The sequence below is a fragment of the Streptomyces sp. NPDC088745 genome (assembly GCF_044751045.1).
Classification (GTDB): Bacteria; Actinomycetota; Actinomycetes; order Streptomycetales; family Streptomycetaceae; genus Streptomyces; species Streptomyces cremeus.
The window spans coordinates 93,586-108,770 of the sequence record NZ_JBIVLB010000008.1 but is presented as its reverse complement, the minus strand read 5'-3'; the positions used below and the strand labels follow the sequence as shown (position 1 = coordinate 108,770).

Annotated in this window: 13 protein-coding genes; 7 read left to right on the top strand and 6 right to left on the bottom strand. The window is 72.4% G+C overall.

The features are described 5' to 3' along the window. The first annotated feature begins 13 nt into the window (after nucleotides 1–13). Nucleotides 14–1,342 (top strand): nicotinate phosphoribosyltransferase, encoded by a 1,329-nt coding sequence (locus tag ACIP93_RS21955; RefSeq protein WP_345222542.1) that lies wholly within the window; start codon nucleotides 14–16, stop codon nucleotides 1,340–1,342. A gap of 102 nt (nucleotides 1,343–1,444) precedes the next feature. Then, nucleotides 1,445–2,029, top strand: a complete 585-nt coding sequence (locus ACIP93_RS21950) for an isochorismatase family protein (protein WP_345222539.1) — start codon at nucleotides 1,445–1,447, stop codon at nucleotides 2,027–2,029. A 16-nt stretch (nucleotides 2,030–2,045) separates the two neighbouring features. On the opposite strand, the gene ACIP93_RS21945 is transcribed toward ACIP93_RS21950, so the two are convergent. Next, nucleotides 2,046–2,354, bottom strand: coding sequence for a hypothetical protein (locus ACIP93_RS21945; protein ID WP_380837362.1), 309 nt, complete (start codon nucleotides 2,352–2,354; stop codon nucleotides 2,046–2,048). Between the two features lie 167 nt (nucleotides 2,355–2,521). Beyond that, a complete protein-coding gene (locus ACIP93_RS21940; protein ID WP_401761129.1) occupies nucleotides 2,522–4,972 on the bottom strand; it encodes an immune inhibitor A domain-containing protein in 2,451 nt (816 codons plus the stop codon). A gap of 350 nt (nucleotides 4,973–5,322) precedes the next feature. On the opposite strand from ACIP93_RS21940, the gene ACIP93_RS21935 reads away from it, so the two are divergent. Continuing rightward, complete coding sequence (locus ACIP93_RS21935; protein WP_345222530.1) at nucleotides 5,323–5,694, top strand: hypothetical protein; 372 nt, start codon at nucleotides 5,323–5,325, stop codon at nucleotides 5,692–5,694. Between the two features lie 42 nt (nucleotides 5,695–5,736). On the opposite strand, the gene ACIP93_RS21930 is transcribed toward ACIP93_RS21935, so the two are convergent. Then, nucleotides 5,737–6,465 carry an RDD family protein gene (locus ACIP93_RS21930; protein WP_401761128.1) on the bottom strand — a complete coding sequence of 243 codons (729 nt, stop codon included), beginning with the start codon at nucleotides 6,463–6,465 and terminating at the stop codon, nucleotides 5,737–5,739. Between the two features lie 84 nt (nucleotides 6,466–6,549). Continuing rightward, on the bottom strand, nucleotides 6,550–8,373 hold the full coding sequence (locus ACIP93_RS21925) for an RDD family protein (RefSeq protein WP_401761126.1): 1,824 nt from the start codon (nucleotides 8,371–8,373) through the stop codon (nucleotides 6,550–6,552). Nucleotides 8,374–8,600: 227 nt separating this feature from the next. Between ACIP93_RS21925 and ACIP93_RS21920 the strand changes: the two genes are divergently transcribed. Then, nucleotides 8,601–9,047 carry an SsgA family sporulation/cell division regulator gene (locus ACIP93_RS21920; RefSeq protein WP_345222524.1) on the top strand — a complete coding sequence of 149 codons (447 nt, stop codon included), beginning with the start codon at nucleotides 8,601–8,603 and terminating at the stop codon, nucleotides 9,045–9,047. Nucleotides 9,048–9,163: 116 nt separating this feature from the next. Here the strand turns inward: ACIP93_RS21920 and ACIP93_RS21915 are convergent, their stop codons facing one another. Then, entirely contained in the window at nucleotides 9,164–10,537 is a 1,374-nt protein-coding gene (locus ACIP93_RS21915) for an FAD-linked oxidase C-terminal domain-containing protein (protein ID WP_345222522.1), read from the bottom strand. A gap of 97 nt (nucleotides 10,538–10,634) precedes the next feature. Between ACIP93_RS21915 and ACIP93_RS21910 the strand changes: the two genes are divergently transcribed. Next, nucleotides 10,635–12,104, top strand: a complete 1,470-nt coding sequence (locus ACIP93_RS21910) for a tetratricopeptide repeat protein (protein ID WP_401761124.1) — start codon at nucleotides 10,635–10,637, stop codon at nucleotides 12,102–12,104. A 426-nt stretch (nucleotides 12,105–12,530) separates the two neighbouring features. Here ACIP93_RS21910 and hppD read toward each other — a convergent pair whose 3' ends face one another. After that, nucleotides 12,531–13,691 (bottom strand): 4-hydroxyphenylpyruvate dioxygenase, encoded by a 1,161-nt coding sequence (hppD, locus tag ACIP93_RS21905; protein ID WP_401761122.1) that lies wholly within the window; start codon nucleotides 13,689–13,691, stop codon nucleotides 12,531–12,533. A gap of 210 nt (nucleotides 13,692–13,901) precedes the next feature. Here hppD and ACIP93_RS21900 point away from each other — a divergent pair, with 210 nt between their 5' ends. Together ACIP93_RS21900 and ACIP93_RS21895 are read left to right on the top strand one after the other, a co-directional pair. Continuing rightward, entirely contained in the window at nucleotides 13,902–14,372 is a 471-nt protein-coding gene (locus tag ACIP93_RS21900; protein WP_401761121.1) for an Lrp/AsnC family transcriptional regulator, read from the top strand. Between the two features lie 90 nt (nucleotides 14,373–14,462). Then, a complete protein-coding gene (locus ACIP93_RS21895) occupies nucleotides 14,463–15,140 on the top strand; it encodes an ArsR/SmtB family transcription factor (protein WP_401761119.1) in 678 nt (225 codons plus the stop codon). Nucleotides 15,141–15,185 lie beyond the last annotated feature (45 nt).

Sequence of the window (15,185 nt, the reverse complement as noted above, 5' to 3'; positions counted from 1 at the left end):
TAGCATCCGTCGTATGAACACAGCGGATCTCGGCCTGCCGGTGGACGTCCCGTCGACAGCGCTCTTCACCGACCAGTACGAGCTGACCATGCTCCAGGCGGCCCTGCGCGCGGGCACCGCCGACCGGCGCTCCGTCTTCGAGGTCTTCACCCGCAGGCTCCCCTCCGGCCGCCGCTACGGCGTGGTCGCCGGTACGGGCCGGGTGCTGGACGCCGTGGAGAACTTCCGCTTCGACGCGGACCTGCTCGCCTTCCTGCGCGAGCAGGGCATCGTCGACGAGCCGACCCTGGAGTGGCTGGCCTCGTACCGCTTCAACGGGGACATCTGGGGCTATCCGGAGGGCGAGGTCTACTTCCCGGGCTCGCCGATCCTGCGCGTCGAGGGCAGCTTCGCCGAGTGCGTGCTCCTGGAGACGGTCATCCTCTCGATCCTCAACCACGACTCGGCGATCGCGGCCGCGGCCTCCCGGATGTCCGCCTCCGCCGGCGGCCGCCCGCTGATCGAGATGGGCGCCCGCCGCACCCACGAGCTCTCCGCCGTCGCCTCCGCGCGCGCCGCCTACGTCGGCGGCTTCGCCTCGACCTCGGACCTGGCGGCGGGCTTCCGCTACGGCATCCCCACGGTCGGCACCTCCGCGCACGCCTTCACCCTGCTCCACGACACCGAGCGCGACGCCTTCCGGGCCCAGGTGGACTCGCTCGGCAGCGGCACGACGCTGCTGGTCGACACGTACGACGTGGCCGAGGCCGTCCGTACGGCCGTCGAGATCGCCGGCCCCGACCTCGGCGCGGTACGCATCGACTCCGGCGACCTCCTCCTGGTCGCCCACCGCGTCCGCCAGCAGCTCGACGAGCTGGGCGCGACCAAGACCAGGATCGTCGTCACCTCCGACCTGGACGAGTACGCCATCGCCTCGCTCGCGGCGGCGCCGGTGGACGCGTACGGCGTCGGAACGCAGTTGGTCACCGGCAGCGGCCACCCCACCTGCTCGATGGTCTACAAACTGGTCGCCCGCGCCCGGTCCGCCGACCCCCAGGACCCCCTGATCCCCGTCGCGAAGAAGTCGATGGGCGCGAAGTCCTCGCGCGGCGGCCGCAAGTGGGCGGCGCGCCGCCCGGACGCGTACGGCATCGCGGAGGCCGAGGTCATCGGCACGGGGACGGTCCCGGCGGAGCTGGCCGACCACCGGCTCCAGGTCGAACTGGTCCGCTCCGGCGAGGTCGTCGCCCGCGAGCCCCTGGACGCGGCCCGCGCCCGCCACACGGCGGCGCGCGGAGCCCTCCCCATGTCCTCGGTGCAGCTCTCCCGGGGCGAGCCGGTGATCCCGACCGAGTACGTCTGACCCGGGCCGCCCGCGGACGCCCCCTCCCGCGGGCGGGCCGCGATCCCTACCCTCGGTAGCGGGAGTACGCCACTCCGCCGCCCCACCACGTGAGGAAGACACATGCACCGCGCCTTGATCGTCGTCGACGTGCAGAACGACTTCTGCGAGGGCGGCAGCCTCGCGGTCGCGGGCGGCGCGGACGTGGCCGCCGCGATCACCGACCTGGTCGGCGAGTCCCAGGCGGGCTACCGGTACGTGGTCGCCACCCGTGACCACCACATCGACCCGGGCGCCCACTTCTCCCCCACCCCGGACTACGTGGACTCCTGGCCGGTGCACTGCGTCGCGGGCACGGAGGGCGTGGGCTTCCACCCGAACTTCGCCCCGGCGGTGGCCTCGGGGTCGATCGCCGCCGTCTTCGACAAGGGGGCGTACTCGGCGGCGTACAGCGGCTTCGAGGGCACGGACGAGAACGGCGCCGGCCTGGCCGACTGGCTGCGCTCCCACGACGTGACGGAGGTCGACGTGGTCGGCATCGCCACCGACCACTGCGTCCGCGCCACGGCCCTGGACGCGGCCCGTGAGGGCTTCACGGCCCGCGTCCTGCTGGACCTGACGGCGGGCGTCTCCGCGACGACCACGGAGCAGGCCCTGACGGAGCTGCGGGACGCGGGCGTGACCCTCACGGGCAAGCCGGTGGTCTGAGTCCGCTGCCCGGGGCTCAGGTCGCCGGGCGCATCAGGCTGCGTATCGGGTGCCAGAGTTCCTGGCGGGACTGGGGGGCCGTGCGCCAGAGGAGGCCGTCGGGGTGGTGGAGGACGGCGGTGATCTCGTCGGGGGTGGGGGGTTCCGTGTTGCCGCGGAGGTAGACGGCGCGGAGGCCGAGGTTGCGCAGCCTCGTCAGCGCCCTCGCGCGGTTCGCGGCGAGGACCAGGATGCGGACCTTGGTGCCGGAGGGACCGGGGCGCGGCAGGGTCAGGGCCACCACCACGCTCCCGTTCGGAAGTCTGTTGAAACCTCCTGCGGACATGCCGATCACTCCCCCGTGCGACGCCGCAGGACCCCGGAGAGGAAGTCCGTAAGACGTCGCGTCAATAGCGAGTACGTAAGAGGCATCTAAACGTGATCGGCCGCCGCCCGCTAGAGGGGCGACGGCCGATCATGCTCTGACCTGGGGGAATGGCCTAAAAGTCGTCGTCAGCGACCACTCTTGCCGACCAGGATGGTCATCGTCCGGCCGTCCAGGGGCTGGCTGACGATGGAGATCCGGGTGTTGGTGTCAGTTGTCTGGACGCTCCCGGTGGGGTTCTCCTTGTACCAGTAGGTGCCCTTACGGTCGTCGAAGACCGGGGTGCCCAGGTGGCCGGGGATCTTGGTGGGGACGCCCTGCTTGTGGAGGGTGAAGCCGGCCGAGGGCCACCAGGAGAAGGCGGCGTCGTAGGGCTGGATCTTGTTGCTGAGCAGCTTGCCGTCGGCCCACTTCAGGGGCTTGGCGTTGGCGTCGACGGGCAGCAGCAGACCCTTGCCGTGGTGCTCGGAGACGTTGTTGTTGCGCTGCGAGGTGTCCCACTGCCAGATCATCAGGCCGGGACGGTAGGCGTAGTGCTCGACCCAGTTGTACTTCGGGTCGCCGGCCTTGCGCCAGCCGAAGTTGTACGGGCCGGACTTCAGGGTCCTGTCGTACGAGACGTACTGGCGGTTCTCGGCCAGGTAGAACTGCGGGTAGTCGCCGTTGATCGAGGCGCCGACCTTGGAGAAGCCGCGGACGGTCCAGCCGTTGTCGCCCTCGGTCTCGGCGTTGTCGGTGAACACGGCCGCGCCGTCGGCCTTGACCGTGATCGCGTCGGCCGCGAAGCCCTTGCCGCCCGCGCCGCCGTCGGTCTTGTAGCGGAAGCGGATGCCGATCTTCTGGCCGGCGTAGGCGTCCAGGGGGTAGACCAGGTTCTTGTACGTGGTCGAGTCACCGGTCAGGGCCGGCTTGTCGCCGCCGTCGCGCGGGATGGTCTGGCCGTCGGCCTTGCCGTCGATGGTCTTCCAGCTCGCGCCGTTGTCGGTGGAGACCTGGGTGTAGAGGTAGTCGTAGTCCTTCTCGATGTTCCACCAGCCCTTGAGCTCCAGGGACGCCGACTTCTTGCCGGTCAGGTCCACGTCGCGGGAGAGGGTGTTGGAGAGGTTGTCGCCGTAGTCGGACCACCACTGCTTGCTGCCCTCGGCGGGCGCGACGACCTCGGTGGTGACGTTCTTCTTGGGGAGTTCGACGACGACGGCCTGCGGGTTCTTGGTGTTGTACGCCGAGACGCCCAGCTTGTGCAGGGAGGTCGTGGCGGCCTTCGCCTTGTCGTACTTCAGCCAGCCGAGCTGGAGCTTGTCCCAGGCGGTCATGTCGCCGGGGAGGTCGCCGATCTCGTTCTTGGCGGTGCCGAGCCAGGAGCCCGCCGACATCAGGGACCAGAAGCCGACCGAGTTCTCGGCCTGGTTGGTGGTGTCGTAGAGGTCGGGCAGGCCCAGGTCGTGGCCGTACTCGTGGGCGAAGACGCCGAGGCCGCCGTTCTCGGGCTGCGCGGTGTAGTCGCCGACCCAGATGCCGGTGTCGCCGACGGGCACGCCGCCCGCCTTGAAGCCGCCGGGGCCGGTCTCGCCGTCGTCGCGGCTGTACGCGTAGCCGCGGTGCGCCCAGATGGAGTCGCCGCCCTGCGCGCCGCCGCCGGCCGAGCCGTCCTCACCGGCGTGCACGACCTGGAAGTGGTCGATGTAGCCGTCCGGCTCGTTGAAGTTGCCGTCGTTGTCGTGGTCGGTGCGGTCCCACTGGTCGTACTTGGCGAGGTCGGCCTTGATCTGCGCGTCCGTCTTCCCGGCCGCCTTCTCCTTGGCGACCCAGGCGTTGACGCCGTCGCGGACCAGGTCCTCGACGTTGGGGCAGTTGTCGCTGCCGCAGTAGTTGGAGCCGTAACGGGCCTCGTTGTACTCGACCTTGACCCAGTCGGTGACCTTGCCCTCGACCGAGTAGCGGCCCGACGAGGCCTTCTCGTAGTAGGTCTTCAGGGAGTCGACGGGCTTGCCGTCGGGACCCTTGCCGGAACCGAAGTACAGGTTCTGGAAGTGCGCCTGGTTGTAGTCCTTCTTCCAGGCGGTGGAGTTGTCCTTCGTGCGGTCCGGCTCCGGGATCCGGTTGTGCAGGGGGCCGGGCGTCCCGCCGTACTTGGGGACGGGGGGCTTGGGGCCGTCGCCGTCCGGGTCGTACATCGTCGTGTTGTCGACCTTGTCGCCGAACTCGACCAGGATGGTGAAGATCTGGTCGGTGCGCTCGCGGCCGAGCTCCACGTACTTCTTGTCGCCGAGCTTGACGACCTGCGAGCTGCCGCGCTTCTCGGTCCTGGCCCTGCCGCTGAGCACCTGCTCCAGCGCGGTCTGCCGCTGCTGGGCCTGCTGGGCGGTGAAGGGGCCGTCGATCAGGTGGCCCTTGCCGCCGTGACCGTGGTCGCTGCCCTGGCCCTTGCCGGTCTCCGTGTGCGCCGGGTCCTGGCGCTCGATGGGCGCCGGTGTCCGTTCGTCGGCCCGCGCGGTGGCGTGGACCGAGGCGGTGGCCGCCGTTGCGGCGACGGCCGCGAGTATCGCGGTGCCGCGGAAGACCTGTCTCTTGCTGCTCACTTGGTGGTTCCTCCCCCGCGGCCGCCGGCCGATCCCGATGGGGTAGGAGGGGTACCGTTCGCGGCGCGCGTCACAAGTGACGCCATTCGACCGGAGTTGGCGAAGAAAAGACAGTCCTTGACATCAAATGGATGTAAGCGCTAGGCAGTTGGGGAGGCGGCCGGGCGGCCCGGGCCGTACCGGCGCTCGCGTCTCACAGGGCGGACGGGCGCATGACACCGTGCGCCCCCCATGCACCGGCACCGTGTGTGAGGTCACGCTTACTTGACGTTCCACGAGGGAACCTCATGGTCGTAGGGTCAGCCCGGACCCCGCGACCCCGCCCCCCGTGCTCCGAGGACGGAACTGCCATGCAGCTCACGCGCCAGACTCCGCACCGGATCCAGCTCACGACGCCGACCGTCGCCCAGTGCGCGTACGGCGCCCTCACGACCGTGCTCTCCACCCTCGCCATGCTGCTGCTCTCGCAGACCACGTCGGGGGCCTGGGTCGCGGTCATCGCGTGTGCCGCGCTGGGGCTGGGGGTGCTGGTGGCGATGACGGTGCCGATGCCGGGGGCGCGGGGGGCCCGGAAAACCGCGGCGGCGGCGCGCACGACCGTCGCCGGTCCCGCGGCCGCCGCCGCGCCCGCCGCCACCGAGGCGTACGGCGAGGTCCGGGTCCCCGGTCCGCGCGCACGCCCCTCGGCGGCCCCGGTGGGCGAGCACTCGCTGCGCGGTTAGACGCGGGAGGCTGCCCGGAGGGGACGCCCTCCGCGCCTCGTACTAGGCGGTGGTGACCACGACGGTCTTCGCCGCCTTGTCGTGCAGGCCCTGCCGGTAGGGCTTGTCGACGGCGACCATCACCAGGTTGACCAGCCACCACAGGCAGTAGCAGCAGACCAGCGCGGGCACCAGCAGCACCGCGGCGCGCAGCAGCGCCACACCGGTCGTCGGGGTGCGGCCGTCGTTCAGCACGGCGACCCGCAGGCCCATCACGCGCTTGCCGATCGTCTGGCCGTTCTTCGCGGTGAGGATCGTGTCGTACGCCAGGTAGACGGCGATGACGACGACCGACCAGAGCAGGCTCTTGCCGGAGGTCACCTGGGTGAAGGTGTCGCCGAAGTCGTCCGTGGTCTCGGTGACCCGCTCGTAGGAGCCGAACGGGATGCCCAGCAGGCCCATCGGGATGCCGACGATCAGCATGTCGATGAGGCGGGCCACGAAGCGCTTGCCGAGGGAGGCCAGCGGGGGCATCCCGGCGAGCGGGTCGGCACCGCCGTAGCCGCCGGCGCCGCCGAAACCGCCGGCCCCGCCGTCATAGGGGCCGCCGCTGTACGGGGGCAGGTTCCCACCCCGGTCGTACGGGCTGCCGGCGCCGCCCTGGTCGTACGGGCTGCCGGCGTTTCCCTGGTCGTACGGGCTGCCGGCGCCGCCCTGCGGAGGGGGTGGCGGGTACTTCCGGAACGGGTCGTTCTCAGGCGGCACGCCGGGCGGCGGCTGGTCGGTGCTCATACCGGCAGTCGACCCCCGGCGTCCGGGGCCCGCAACGGGTCGGACGCCGTTCGGGGGACGGGCGGGGCCGGCGGGGGGACTTCCTCAGCGGCCGCCCGGCCTGCCCGGCCTGCCCGCGACGAAGGTGCGGGCCGCCTTGTCGTGCCAGCACTGCCGCCAGGGGCGGTCGAAGAGGCACCACAGCACGTTGAGGACGCCGATGCCGAGCACGCCCAGCACCCCGTACACCAGCCAGCGGCGCAGGGCACCGCCGAAGCGGGGCGGCTCGTGCTCCTCGATGTCGCGGACCTGGAGGCCGAAGACCTTCTTGCCCAGCGTGCGGCCCCACTTGGCGGTCGGGACCGCTTCGTAGAGCAGCCCCAGGAGGAGGAAGGCGCCGAGGACGGCGCCCAGGATGCCGAGGGTGGTGCTGTCGAGGAGGTAGACGGTGACCGTCGTGCCGGACAGCTTGGCGGCGCGGATCTTCTCCTCGATGTGGTCGACGGCCCGGGTGACCAGCGGCACGGCGACGGCGGCCACGGCGGCGCCGAGGACGAGGGTGTCGAGGAGGCGGGCGGCGAGACGGCGGCCGAGGCCGGCCGGACGGGCGTTGCCCTGCTCGCGGGCGGCGCGGGTGAAAGGGTCCTCGACCGGGGGTTTCCAGGGGGCGACGCGGGTCTGGGCCTGCGACTGGGCCGGGGCCTGCGACCCGGCCGGGGCCTGTCCTGCGGCGGGGCCCCGGGGGGCGGGGGCGGTCTGCGCGGGCGGGCGGGTGTCGGGGGTGACGGAACGGATGGTCATCGTGCCGTCGCGGGAGGGGGCGGCCTGGGTGGGGGCGGGCGCGGGGGCCGGGGTCCGGGGTGCGGCGTTCTCCGGGGCGGGGCGGGGGGAGGCGAGGGACGCTCCCTCGGCCCCTCCTCCCCGAGGACCCGGTTCAGCCTGTGCGGGGGATGCCCCGCCCGCCCCCTGGGGGCGGCCCCGCCGCCCGTCGGGTTCGGCGGCGGGGGTGGGCTCCAGGGCGGGGCGTTCCGCGCGGGCGGGAAGCGCGTCGGCCGGGGTGCGGGGGTCGCGGGGGCCGGGGGCGCGGTCCTGGGCGGGAGTGAGGGGCGCGGCGGGGCGGGAGGCGCCGGACGCGGGGCGCGTAGGGGGCGTACCGGAGGAGGCGGGAGCGGCGGCCGCCGGGGCCGCGTCGGACGGGGAGCCCCAGGAGACCCGGCGGTCGTGGTCGCCGCCGAAGCCGGACTGGCGGGAGGTGTCGGCCTGCCAGGCGACCGGGGACTCGGGGGCGCGGCGGACCTGGACCTCGTGGCCGGCGCCGGACGGGGCCTCACGGGCCGGACCGGTGGCGGCGGGCCGGGTGGACGGGGAAGGGGAGGAGGACGCGGGGCGGACCGGGTGCTGGGCGGCGGGCTGCTCGTCCTCGTCGAAGAAGAAGGGGCCGGTTTCCTCGACCGCGGGCGGGAAGGGGCCGGTCTCGTCCGGGGCGGACCGGAAGGGGCCTCTCCGGTTCGCGGGGGAACGGAAGGTCTCCTCGGCCGTGGAGGGGAAGGGGCCCGTCTCCTCGGCCGCGGAGGGGAAGGGGCCCCGCCGGTCCACGGCCGAACGGAAAGGGCCCGGCTCGTCCACGGCGGAACGGTAAGGGCCCGGCGCCTCGGTCGCCGAAGGGAAGGGGCCCGTTTCCTCCATCCGGGGGGCGGGGGCCGGGACCTGGGCCAGGTCGGGGAGGCCGGCGGAGGCCGCGGGCGAGGCGACGGGGACGGCGCCCGGGGGCGGGACGGGCATCGGCTCGCCGGGCGCGGGGGCCGGGCGGCTGGTGCCGGGCACCCAGGAACTGCCGTTCCAGTAACGGACGTAGCCGGGGATGGACGGGTCGGGATAGAAGCCGTGGCCGGGTGCGTTCTCGCCGTTGGCCGGTGTGGGGGCGCTCATCACCGTGTCCCGTATCTGTGAGTGGCCTCGTTGTCTTGATTTCCGGGGTCCACATCTACCAGACGGCCGCCCGCCACCGGGCCGCTCCGCCCGGATGCACCACTTTCCGGTCATTGCCGGTCGTCGGGAAAAACTTTCGCCGAAGTCGCGTAATGGGAAGCGGAGTGCGCGCTCTCACCTTGTACGGCCCGCCCCTGGGCCCCGTACCGGAAAGGAAGCGCGTCCCCATGCGGAACCCCGTGCAGCACACCGTCGTGGAACGAGAGCTGGAGCTGAACCTCGTTCTGTCCCCCGAACGCACCATCCCCGTACCGGCACGGCTGGTCTACCGGACGAGTGACCCGTACGCCGCGCATGTGACGTTCCACATCGGTTCGGACTACCCCGTCAACTGGACGTTCGCCCGTGAACTGCTGGTCGACGGGGTCTTTCGGCCCTGCGGACACGGAGATGTCCGGATCTGGCCGACCAAGGTCGACGGGCGTTCGGTCGTGTGTCTGGCGCTGGCCTCGCCGGACGGCGACGCGCTGCTCGAGGCGTCGTCGCCGGCCGTGTCGGCCTGGGTGGAGCGGACGCTCGACGTCGTGCCGCTGGGCAGCGAGCGGGGGCAGCTCGGCCTGGACGACGCGCTGGCCGAGCTGTTGGCGACCGCGCAGCAGGAGGGGGAGGGCTGATCGGTCACGTCGGGGTGGGTGACGAGGTGGCGGGAGTGGCCGTCGGGGTCGCGCCCGGCGGCCACCGGGTCCGGTCCGTGTCGCGCCCGGTGGTCATCGGGTCCGGTCCGTGCGGATCAGAACAGTTTTCCGGGGTTGAGGATGCCCAGCGGGTCGAAGGCGGCCTTGACGCCACGCTGCATCTCCAGTCCGACCGGGCCGAGTTCGCGGGCCAGCCACTCCTTCTTGAGGACGCCGACGCCGTGTTCGCCGGTGATGGTGCCGCCCAGTTCCAGGCCGAGCGCCATGATCTCGTCGAAGGACTCGCGGGCCCGGCGGGACTCGTCCGCGTCGGCGGCGTCGAAGCAGACGACGGGGTGCGTGTTGCCGTCGCCCGCGTGCGCGCAGACGCCGATGGTGAGGTCGTGCTTCTCGGCGATGGCGGCGGTGCCGTCGATCATCGCGGCGAGTTTCGAGCGGGGCACGCAGACGTCGTCGATCATCGTGGCGGACTTGACGGCTTCGAGGGCGGTGAGGGACAACCGCCGCGCCTTCAGCAGGAGTTCGGACTCGGCCGGGTCGTCGGCGGGCACGACCTCGGTGGCCCCGAACTCGGTGCAGACCGCGCCGAGCGCGGCCAGGTCGGCGGCCGGGTCGGGGGTGTCGAAGGCGGCGAGGAGGAGGGCTTCGGTGGTTTCGGGGAGGCCCATGCGGGCCATGGCGTTGACGGCGCGCAGGGTGGTGCGGTCCATGAGTTCCAGCAGCGAGGGCGCGTGTCCGCGTTCCATGATCGCGCAGACGGCGGCGCAGGCGGCCGCCGTGGAGGGGAACTCGGCGGCCAGGGCGAGCTGGACGGGCGGGGCGGGTTTCAGGGCGAGGACGGCGCGGACGACGATGCCCAGGCTGCCCTCGGAGCCGACGAAGAGCCGGGTGAGGTCGTAGCCCGCGACGCCCTTGGCGGTGCGGCGGCCGGTGCGCAGCAGCCGCCCGTCGGCGAGGACGACGTCCAGGCCGATGACGTACTCGGCGGTGACTCCGTACTTCACGCAGCACAGGCCGCCGGAGGCGGTGCCGATGTTGCCGCCGATGGTGCAGGTCTCCCAACTGGAGGGGTCCGGCGGGTAGAAGAGGCCGTGCTCGGCGACCGCGCGGGAGAGGACGGCGTTCACGACACCGGGTTCGACGACGGCGACGCGGTCGACGGGACTGATGTCGAGGATGCGGTCCATCCGGGTGAGGGAGACCACGATGCAGCCGTCGGTGGCGTTGGCGGCCCCGGAGAGACCGGTGCGGGCGCCCTGCGGGACGACGGGGACGCGCAGCGCGGTCGCGGTGCGCATGACGTGCTGGACCTGTTCGACGGTGCGGGGCAGGACGACGGCGGCGGGGGTGCCCGCCGCGCAGAAGCCGGCCATGTCGTGGGCGTACGAGGCGGCGACGTCGGGGTCGGTGACCAGGGCGTCGTCGGGGAGGCCGGCGCGGAGCAGGGCCTGAAGATCGTCCAGGGGCATGGGGCCAGCCTGGCACTCGGGGCCATCGGTGTGAACCCGTCTGCGGAACGGAGAGGGGTACGCGGGTGTGCTCGTCGTACTGGCGCATGGTGGCGGCATGGATGCCAGGGAGCCGGAGCAGGGTGTTGGGTCGGGCGGTACCGGCGGGTCCGCGCCGCGGCGCGGGCGGGGCGGGCGGTGGGGGCGGCGGATCGGGGCGGCGGCGGTGGGGGTGGCCGTGCTGGCGGCCGGGGCTGTGGTGGTGCTGGGGGCGGAGCCCGAGGAGGAGCCCGCGCCGAGGCCGGCGGCCGGGGCGCCCGGGTCGGCGGCGGCGCTGGCGGGGCTCCAGGCGCGGGCGCGGGCGCGTCCCCGGGACGACGGGGCCTGGGCGGAGCTCGGGGCGGCGCTGGTGGCGCGGGGGGTGCGGACGGCGGACGCCGTGTACTACCCGAGGGCGGAGGGTGCGCTGCGGCACTCGCTGAAGGTGCGGGCGGCGGAGCGGGGGAACGTCCGGGCGCTGCTGGCGATGGCGGAACTCGACCACGCCCGGGGGAACTTCGCGGCGGCCGGGCGGGCGGCGGAGGCGGTGCGGAAACGAACGCCGGACGCGTGGGAGACGTATCCGCTGCTGATCGACACGTACGGCCGCCTCGGTGACACGAAGGCGGCGGCGCGCACGGCCGAGGAGCTGATGGAGAGGCGCGGCGGGGCCGCGGCGCTGGGCTGGACGGCGCAGACGTACCGCGACAAGGGCTGGCGGGAGGACGCGGCCGTACTGGCGACGGAGGCGGTGGCCGCGGCGGACGGCGGACCGCAGAAGGCGGAACAGCTCCGCAGGGCGGGCGAGTTGGCGTGGGAGCGGGGCGATGTGACGGAGTCGCTCGGGTACTACGACGCCTCGCTGGGCATCGAGCGGGGGCAGGGGGCGGCGGTCGCGGGACGGGCCAGGGCGCTGGCGGCGCTGGGGCGCACGGCGGAGGCGGTGAAGGCGTACAAGTCGGCGCTCGCCCGCCTGCCGAGACCCGAATACGCGTTGGAACTCGGCGAGTTGATGGAGGCGACGACGGGGGACGGAGACCCGCAGTACGGGGTGGCGCGGGCGCAGGTGGAGTGGAACCGCAGGCAGGGGGTGCGCGGGAATCTGGTCCTGGGGCGGCTGGAGGCCGATCACGGGGACGCGGAGACGGCGGTGGAGCTGCTGCGGGAGGAGTTCTCGCGGCATCCGGGGGCGGAGGTGGCGGACGCGCTGGGGTGGGCGTTGCACCGTACGGGGGATGACGAGGCGGCGCTGGAGTACGCGCGCAGGGCGGTGAAGGAGGGGGCGCGGAACGCGCTGTTCCTCTATCACCGGGGGGAGATCGAGCGGGCGCTGGGCGAGTACGGGGCGGCCCGCAGGCACGTGACGGAGGCGCTGCGGGTGCACCCGGCGTTCTCCCCGCTGTGGGCGCCGCGCGCCCGGACCGCCCTGGACCGGCTCGGGGAGCCGGTAGAGGGTGGGCCGCGGAACGTGTGGGGGTACCGGGCGAAGTCGCCGTCGGCCGGCACTTCCGGCTCACGCGCGACGTCGAACGGGCCTCGGCGGCGCTGATTTCCCCTGCTCGGGGGGGGCGGTGCCCCTTCAAGGGGCGCGGGGAACTGCGCGACCAGCCACGACCCTCCTGCACGGGAACCGGAGGCAGCCGCGCGGCGAGCGCTTTAGGGAAAGGGGCGGGTCCGGGGCCTCTCTGCCTGAGCAGGAGGGGGCTGTCTGGCCCGGTGCCGGGGCTGAGCTCTCGGCCTCGGCGGGGTCGCACAGCCGGTGCAGGCGCTTACGTAGGGGGGGCGGCACCCGGGTGGGCCGGGAGCGGGAGGGGCCGCCCCCTTGCCCGCCCGTCCCGCCCCCTTGGGGCGGCCCCGTCGCCCAAGAGGGCTGAGGGGGAAGTCCGAGGGGACGGGCGGTGGCCCCACGGGGCAGGTCCGTGGGGCCACCGGGAATGAGGGGCCGCGAGGGGAAGACGCCGGCCCCGCAGGGGAATTACAGGTTGCCCCGCTTCTCCTGCTCACGCTCGATCGCCTCGAACAACGCCTTGAAGTTCCCCTTGCCGAACCCCATTGACCCGTGCCGCTCGATCATCTCGAAGAACACGGTCGGCCGGTCCTGGACCGGCTTGGTGAAGATCTGCAGCAGGTAGCCGTCCTCGTCCCGGTCCACCAGGATCTTCAGCTCGCGCAGCGTCTCGACCGGCACCCGGGTCTCGCCCGCCCACTCGCCGAGCGTGTCGTAGTACGAGTCGGGGGTGTCGAGGAAGGCGACACCGGCCGCGCGCATGGTGCGCACCGTCGAGACGATGTCGTTGGTGGCGAGGGCGATGTGCTGGACGCCCGCGCCCCCGTAGAACTCCAGGTACTCGTCGATCTGCGACTTCTTCTTCGCGATCGCGGGCTCGTTGATCGGGAACTTGACCTTGAGGGTGCCGTCCGCGACGACCTTCGACATCAGGGCGGAGTACTCGGTGGCGATGTCGTCGCCCACGAACTCCTTCATGTTGGTGAAGCCCATGACCTTGTTGTAGAAGCCGACCCAGTCGTTCATCTTGCCGAGCTCGACGTTGCCGACGCAGTGGTCGATGGCCTGGAAGGTGCGCTTGGCCGGGGGCTCGACGATCGGGGAGGCGGCGACGAAGCCGGGCAGGTACGGGCCGTCGTAGCCCTTGCGCTCGACCAGGGTGTGGCGGGTCTTGCCGTACGTGGCGATGGCGGCCAGCACGACCACGCCGTGCTCGTCCTTGACCTCGTACGGCTCGGTGAGGCCGGTGGCGCCCTGCTCGGTGGCGTAGGCGTACGCGGCGCGGGCGTCCGGGACCTCGATGGCGAGGTCGATGACGCCGTCGCCGTGCTCCGCCACATGGGACTCGATGAAGCGGCCGTGCTCGGTGGCCGCCTTGATGACGGAGGTGAACACGAAGCGGGCCGCACCGTTCGTGAGGACGTAACTGGCGGTCTCGCGGCTGCCGTTCTCCGGTCCGGAGTAGGCGACGAGCTTCATGCCGAAGGCGGTCGAGTAGTAGTGCGCGGCCTGCTTGGCGTTGCCGACGGCAAAGACGACCGCGTCCATTCCCTTGACCGGGAAGGGGTCGGCCTCGCGCGCGGTGGTGGGGGTGGCGTGCCCGGTGGGCTCAGTCGTGGTCTCAGTCATGGGGGGAGCGTCCCGCCACTTCGCAAGGTGCGCAATAGTTCGCACAAACACTGGACAATGTGCTCAGCAGTGAGCGGGTAAGGGCGGGCTATCTGTACAGGATGACCATCGTCAACACGCACAGCACCCGTACCGACTGGCCAATCCGCCCGGCGGCAGGCCAGGATGGCCGGGCACTTCGCACAGGACCACAACCCCCCGGGGGCGGGCATGGCAGTGGACGAACTAGACGGGCGGCTGATCGTGCTGCTGGCGCGCGAGCCGAGGATCGGCGTGCTGGAGGCGTCGCGGCGGCTCGGGGTGGCGCGCGGGACCGTACAGGCGCGGATGGACCGGCTTCAGTCGAACGGCGTCATCCGGGGGTTCGGCCCCGACGTGGACCCGGCGGCGCTCGGCTACCCGGTGACGGCGTTCGCGACGCTGGAGATCAAGCAGGGGCAGGGGGCGGACGTACGGGCCCACCTGACCTCGGTGTCGGAGGTGCTGGAACTGCACACCACGACCGGGCACGGGGACATGCTGTGCCGGCTGGTCGCGCGCTCGAACGCGGATCTTCAGCGGGTGATCGACCGGGTGGTGGGTTTTGACGGCATCGTTCGGGCCTCCACGGCGATCGTCATGGAGAATCCCGTTCCGCTGCGGATCATCCCGCTGGTGGAGCAGGCGTCCGGGCTGACCTGACCCGGCCCTTCGAGGACAGAGGCCGAGTTGCAAAGAAGTAGTTGCAGAAAAACCCTTGCAAGGGGTTCTTTGCAACTTTACGGTGGAGGCATGCCCGAACTCGACGCTCCGGACGCCCCCCACTCCCCCGGCACTCCTGAGGGTGCGAACACCCCCGCTCCCGCGCCCGCATCTGCCTCGCCGGAGCCGACCGCCGAGCGGAGGATTCACGCCCTCGACGCCCGCACCCTGCGCGGCCTCGCCCACCCGCTGCGCATCCAGCTCCTGCGCGCCCTGCGGCTGACCGGACCGGCCACCGCTTCCCAACTCGCGGAGAAACTGGGCGAGTCGAGCGGGGCGACCAGCTACCACCTGCGCCAGTTGGCGGCGTACGGCTTCGTGGAGGACGCCCCCGAGCGGGGCAAGGGCCGCGAGCGCTGGTGGCGGGCCAGCCACGACGGGACCACCTTCGACTCCTCGCTGGCCAACAGCCCGGACCCGGCGGTGCGCGGCGCGGCGGATCTCTTCGTGCACGAGGTCGCCAACCAGCACACGCAGGAACTCAGCACCTGGATCGCCACCTCGCGCGACTGGCCGGAGGAATGGCGGCGGTCCACCGAGATGAGCGACTTCACCATGGCCATGACCCCGGAGTCGGCACGCGAACTGAACGCCCGTCTCAACCAGTTGATCGAGAGCTACCGCCCTGCGGACGACGGTGAGGACCTGCCGGAAGGCACCCGTCAGTACCGGTTCCACCTGCACGGATTCCCCCTGCCCAGGACCTGAGACTCCCCGGGGACGGCACCCGGCACTCTCAGCACCCACCGCACC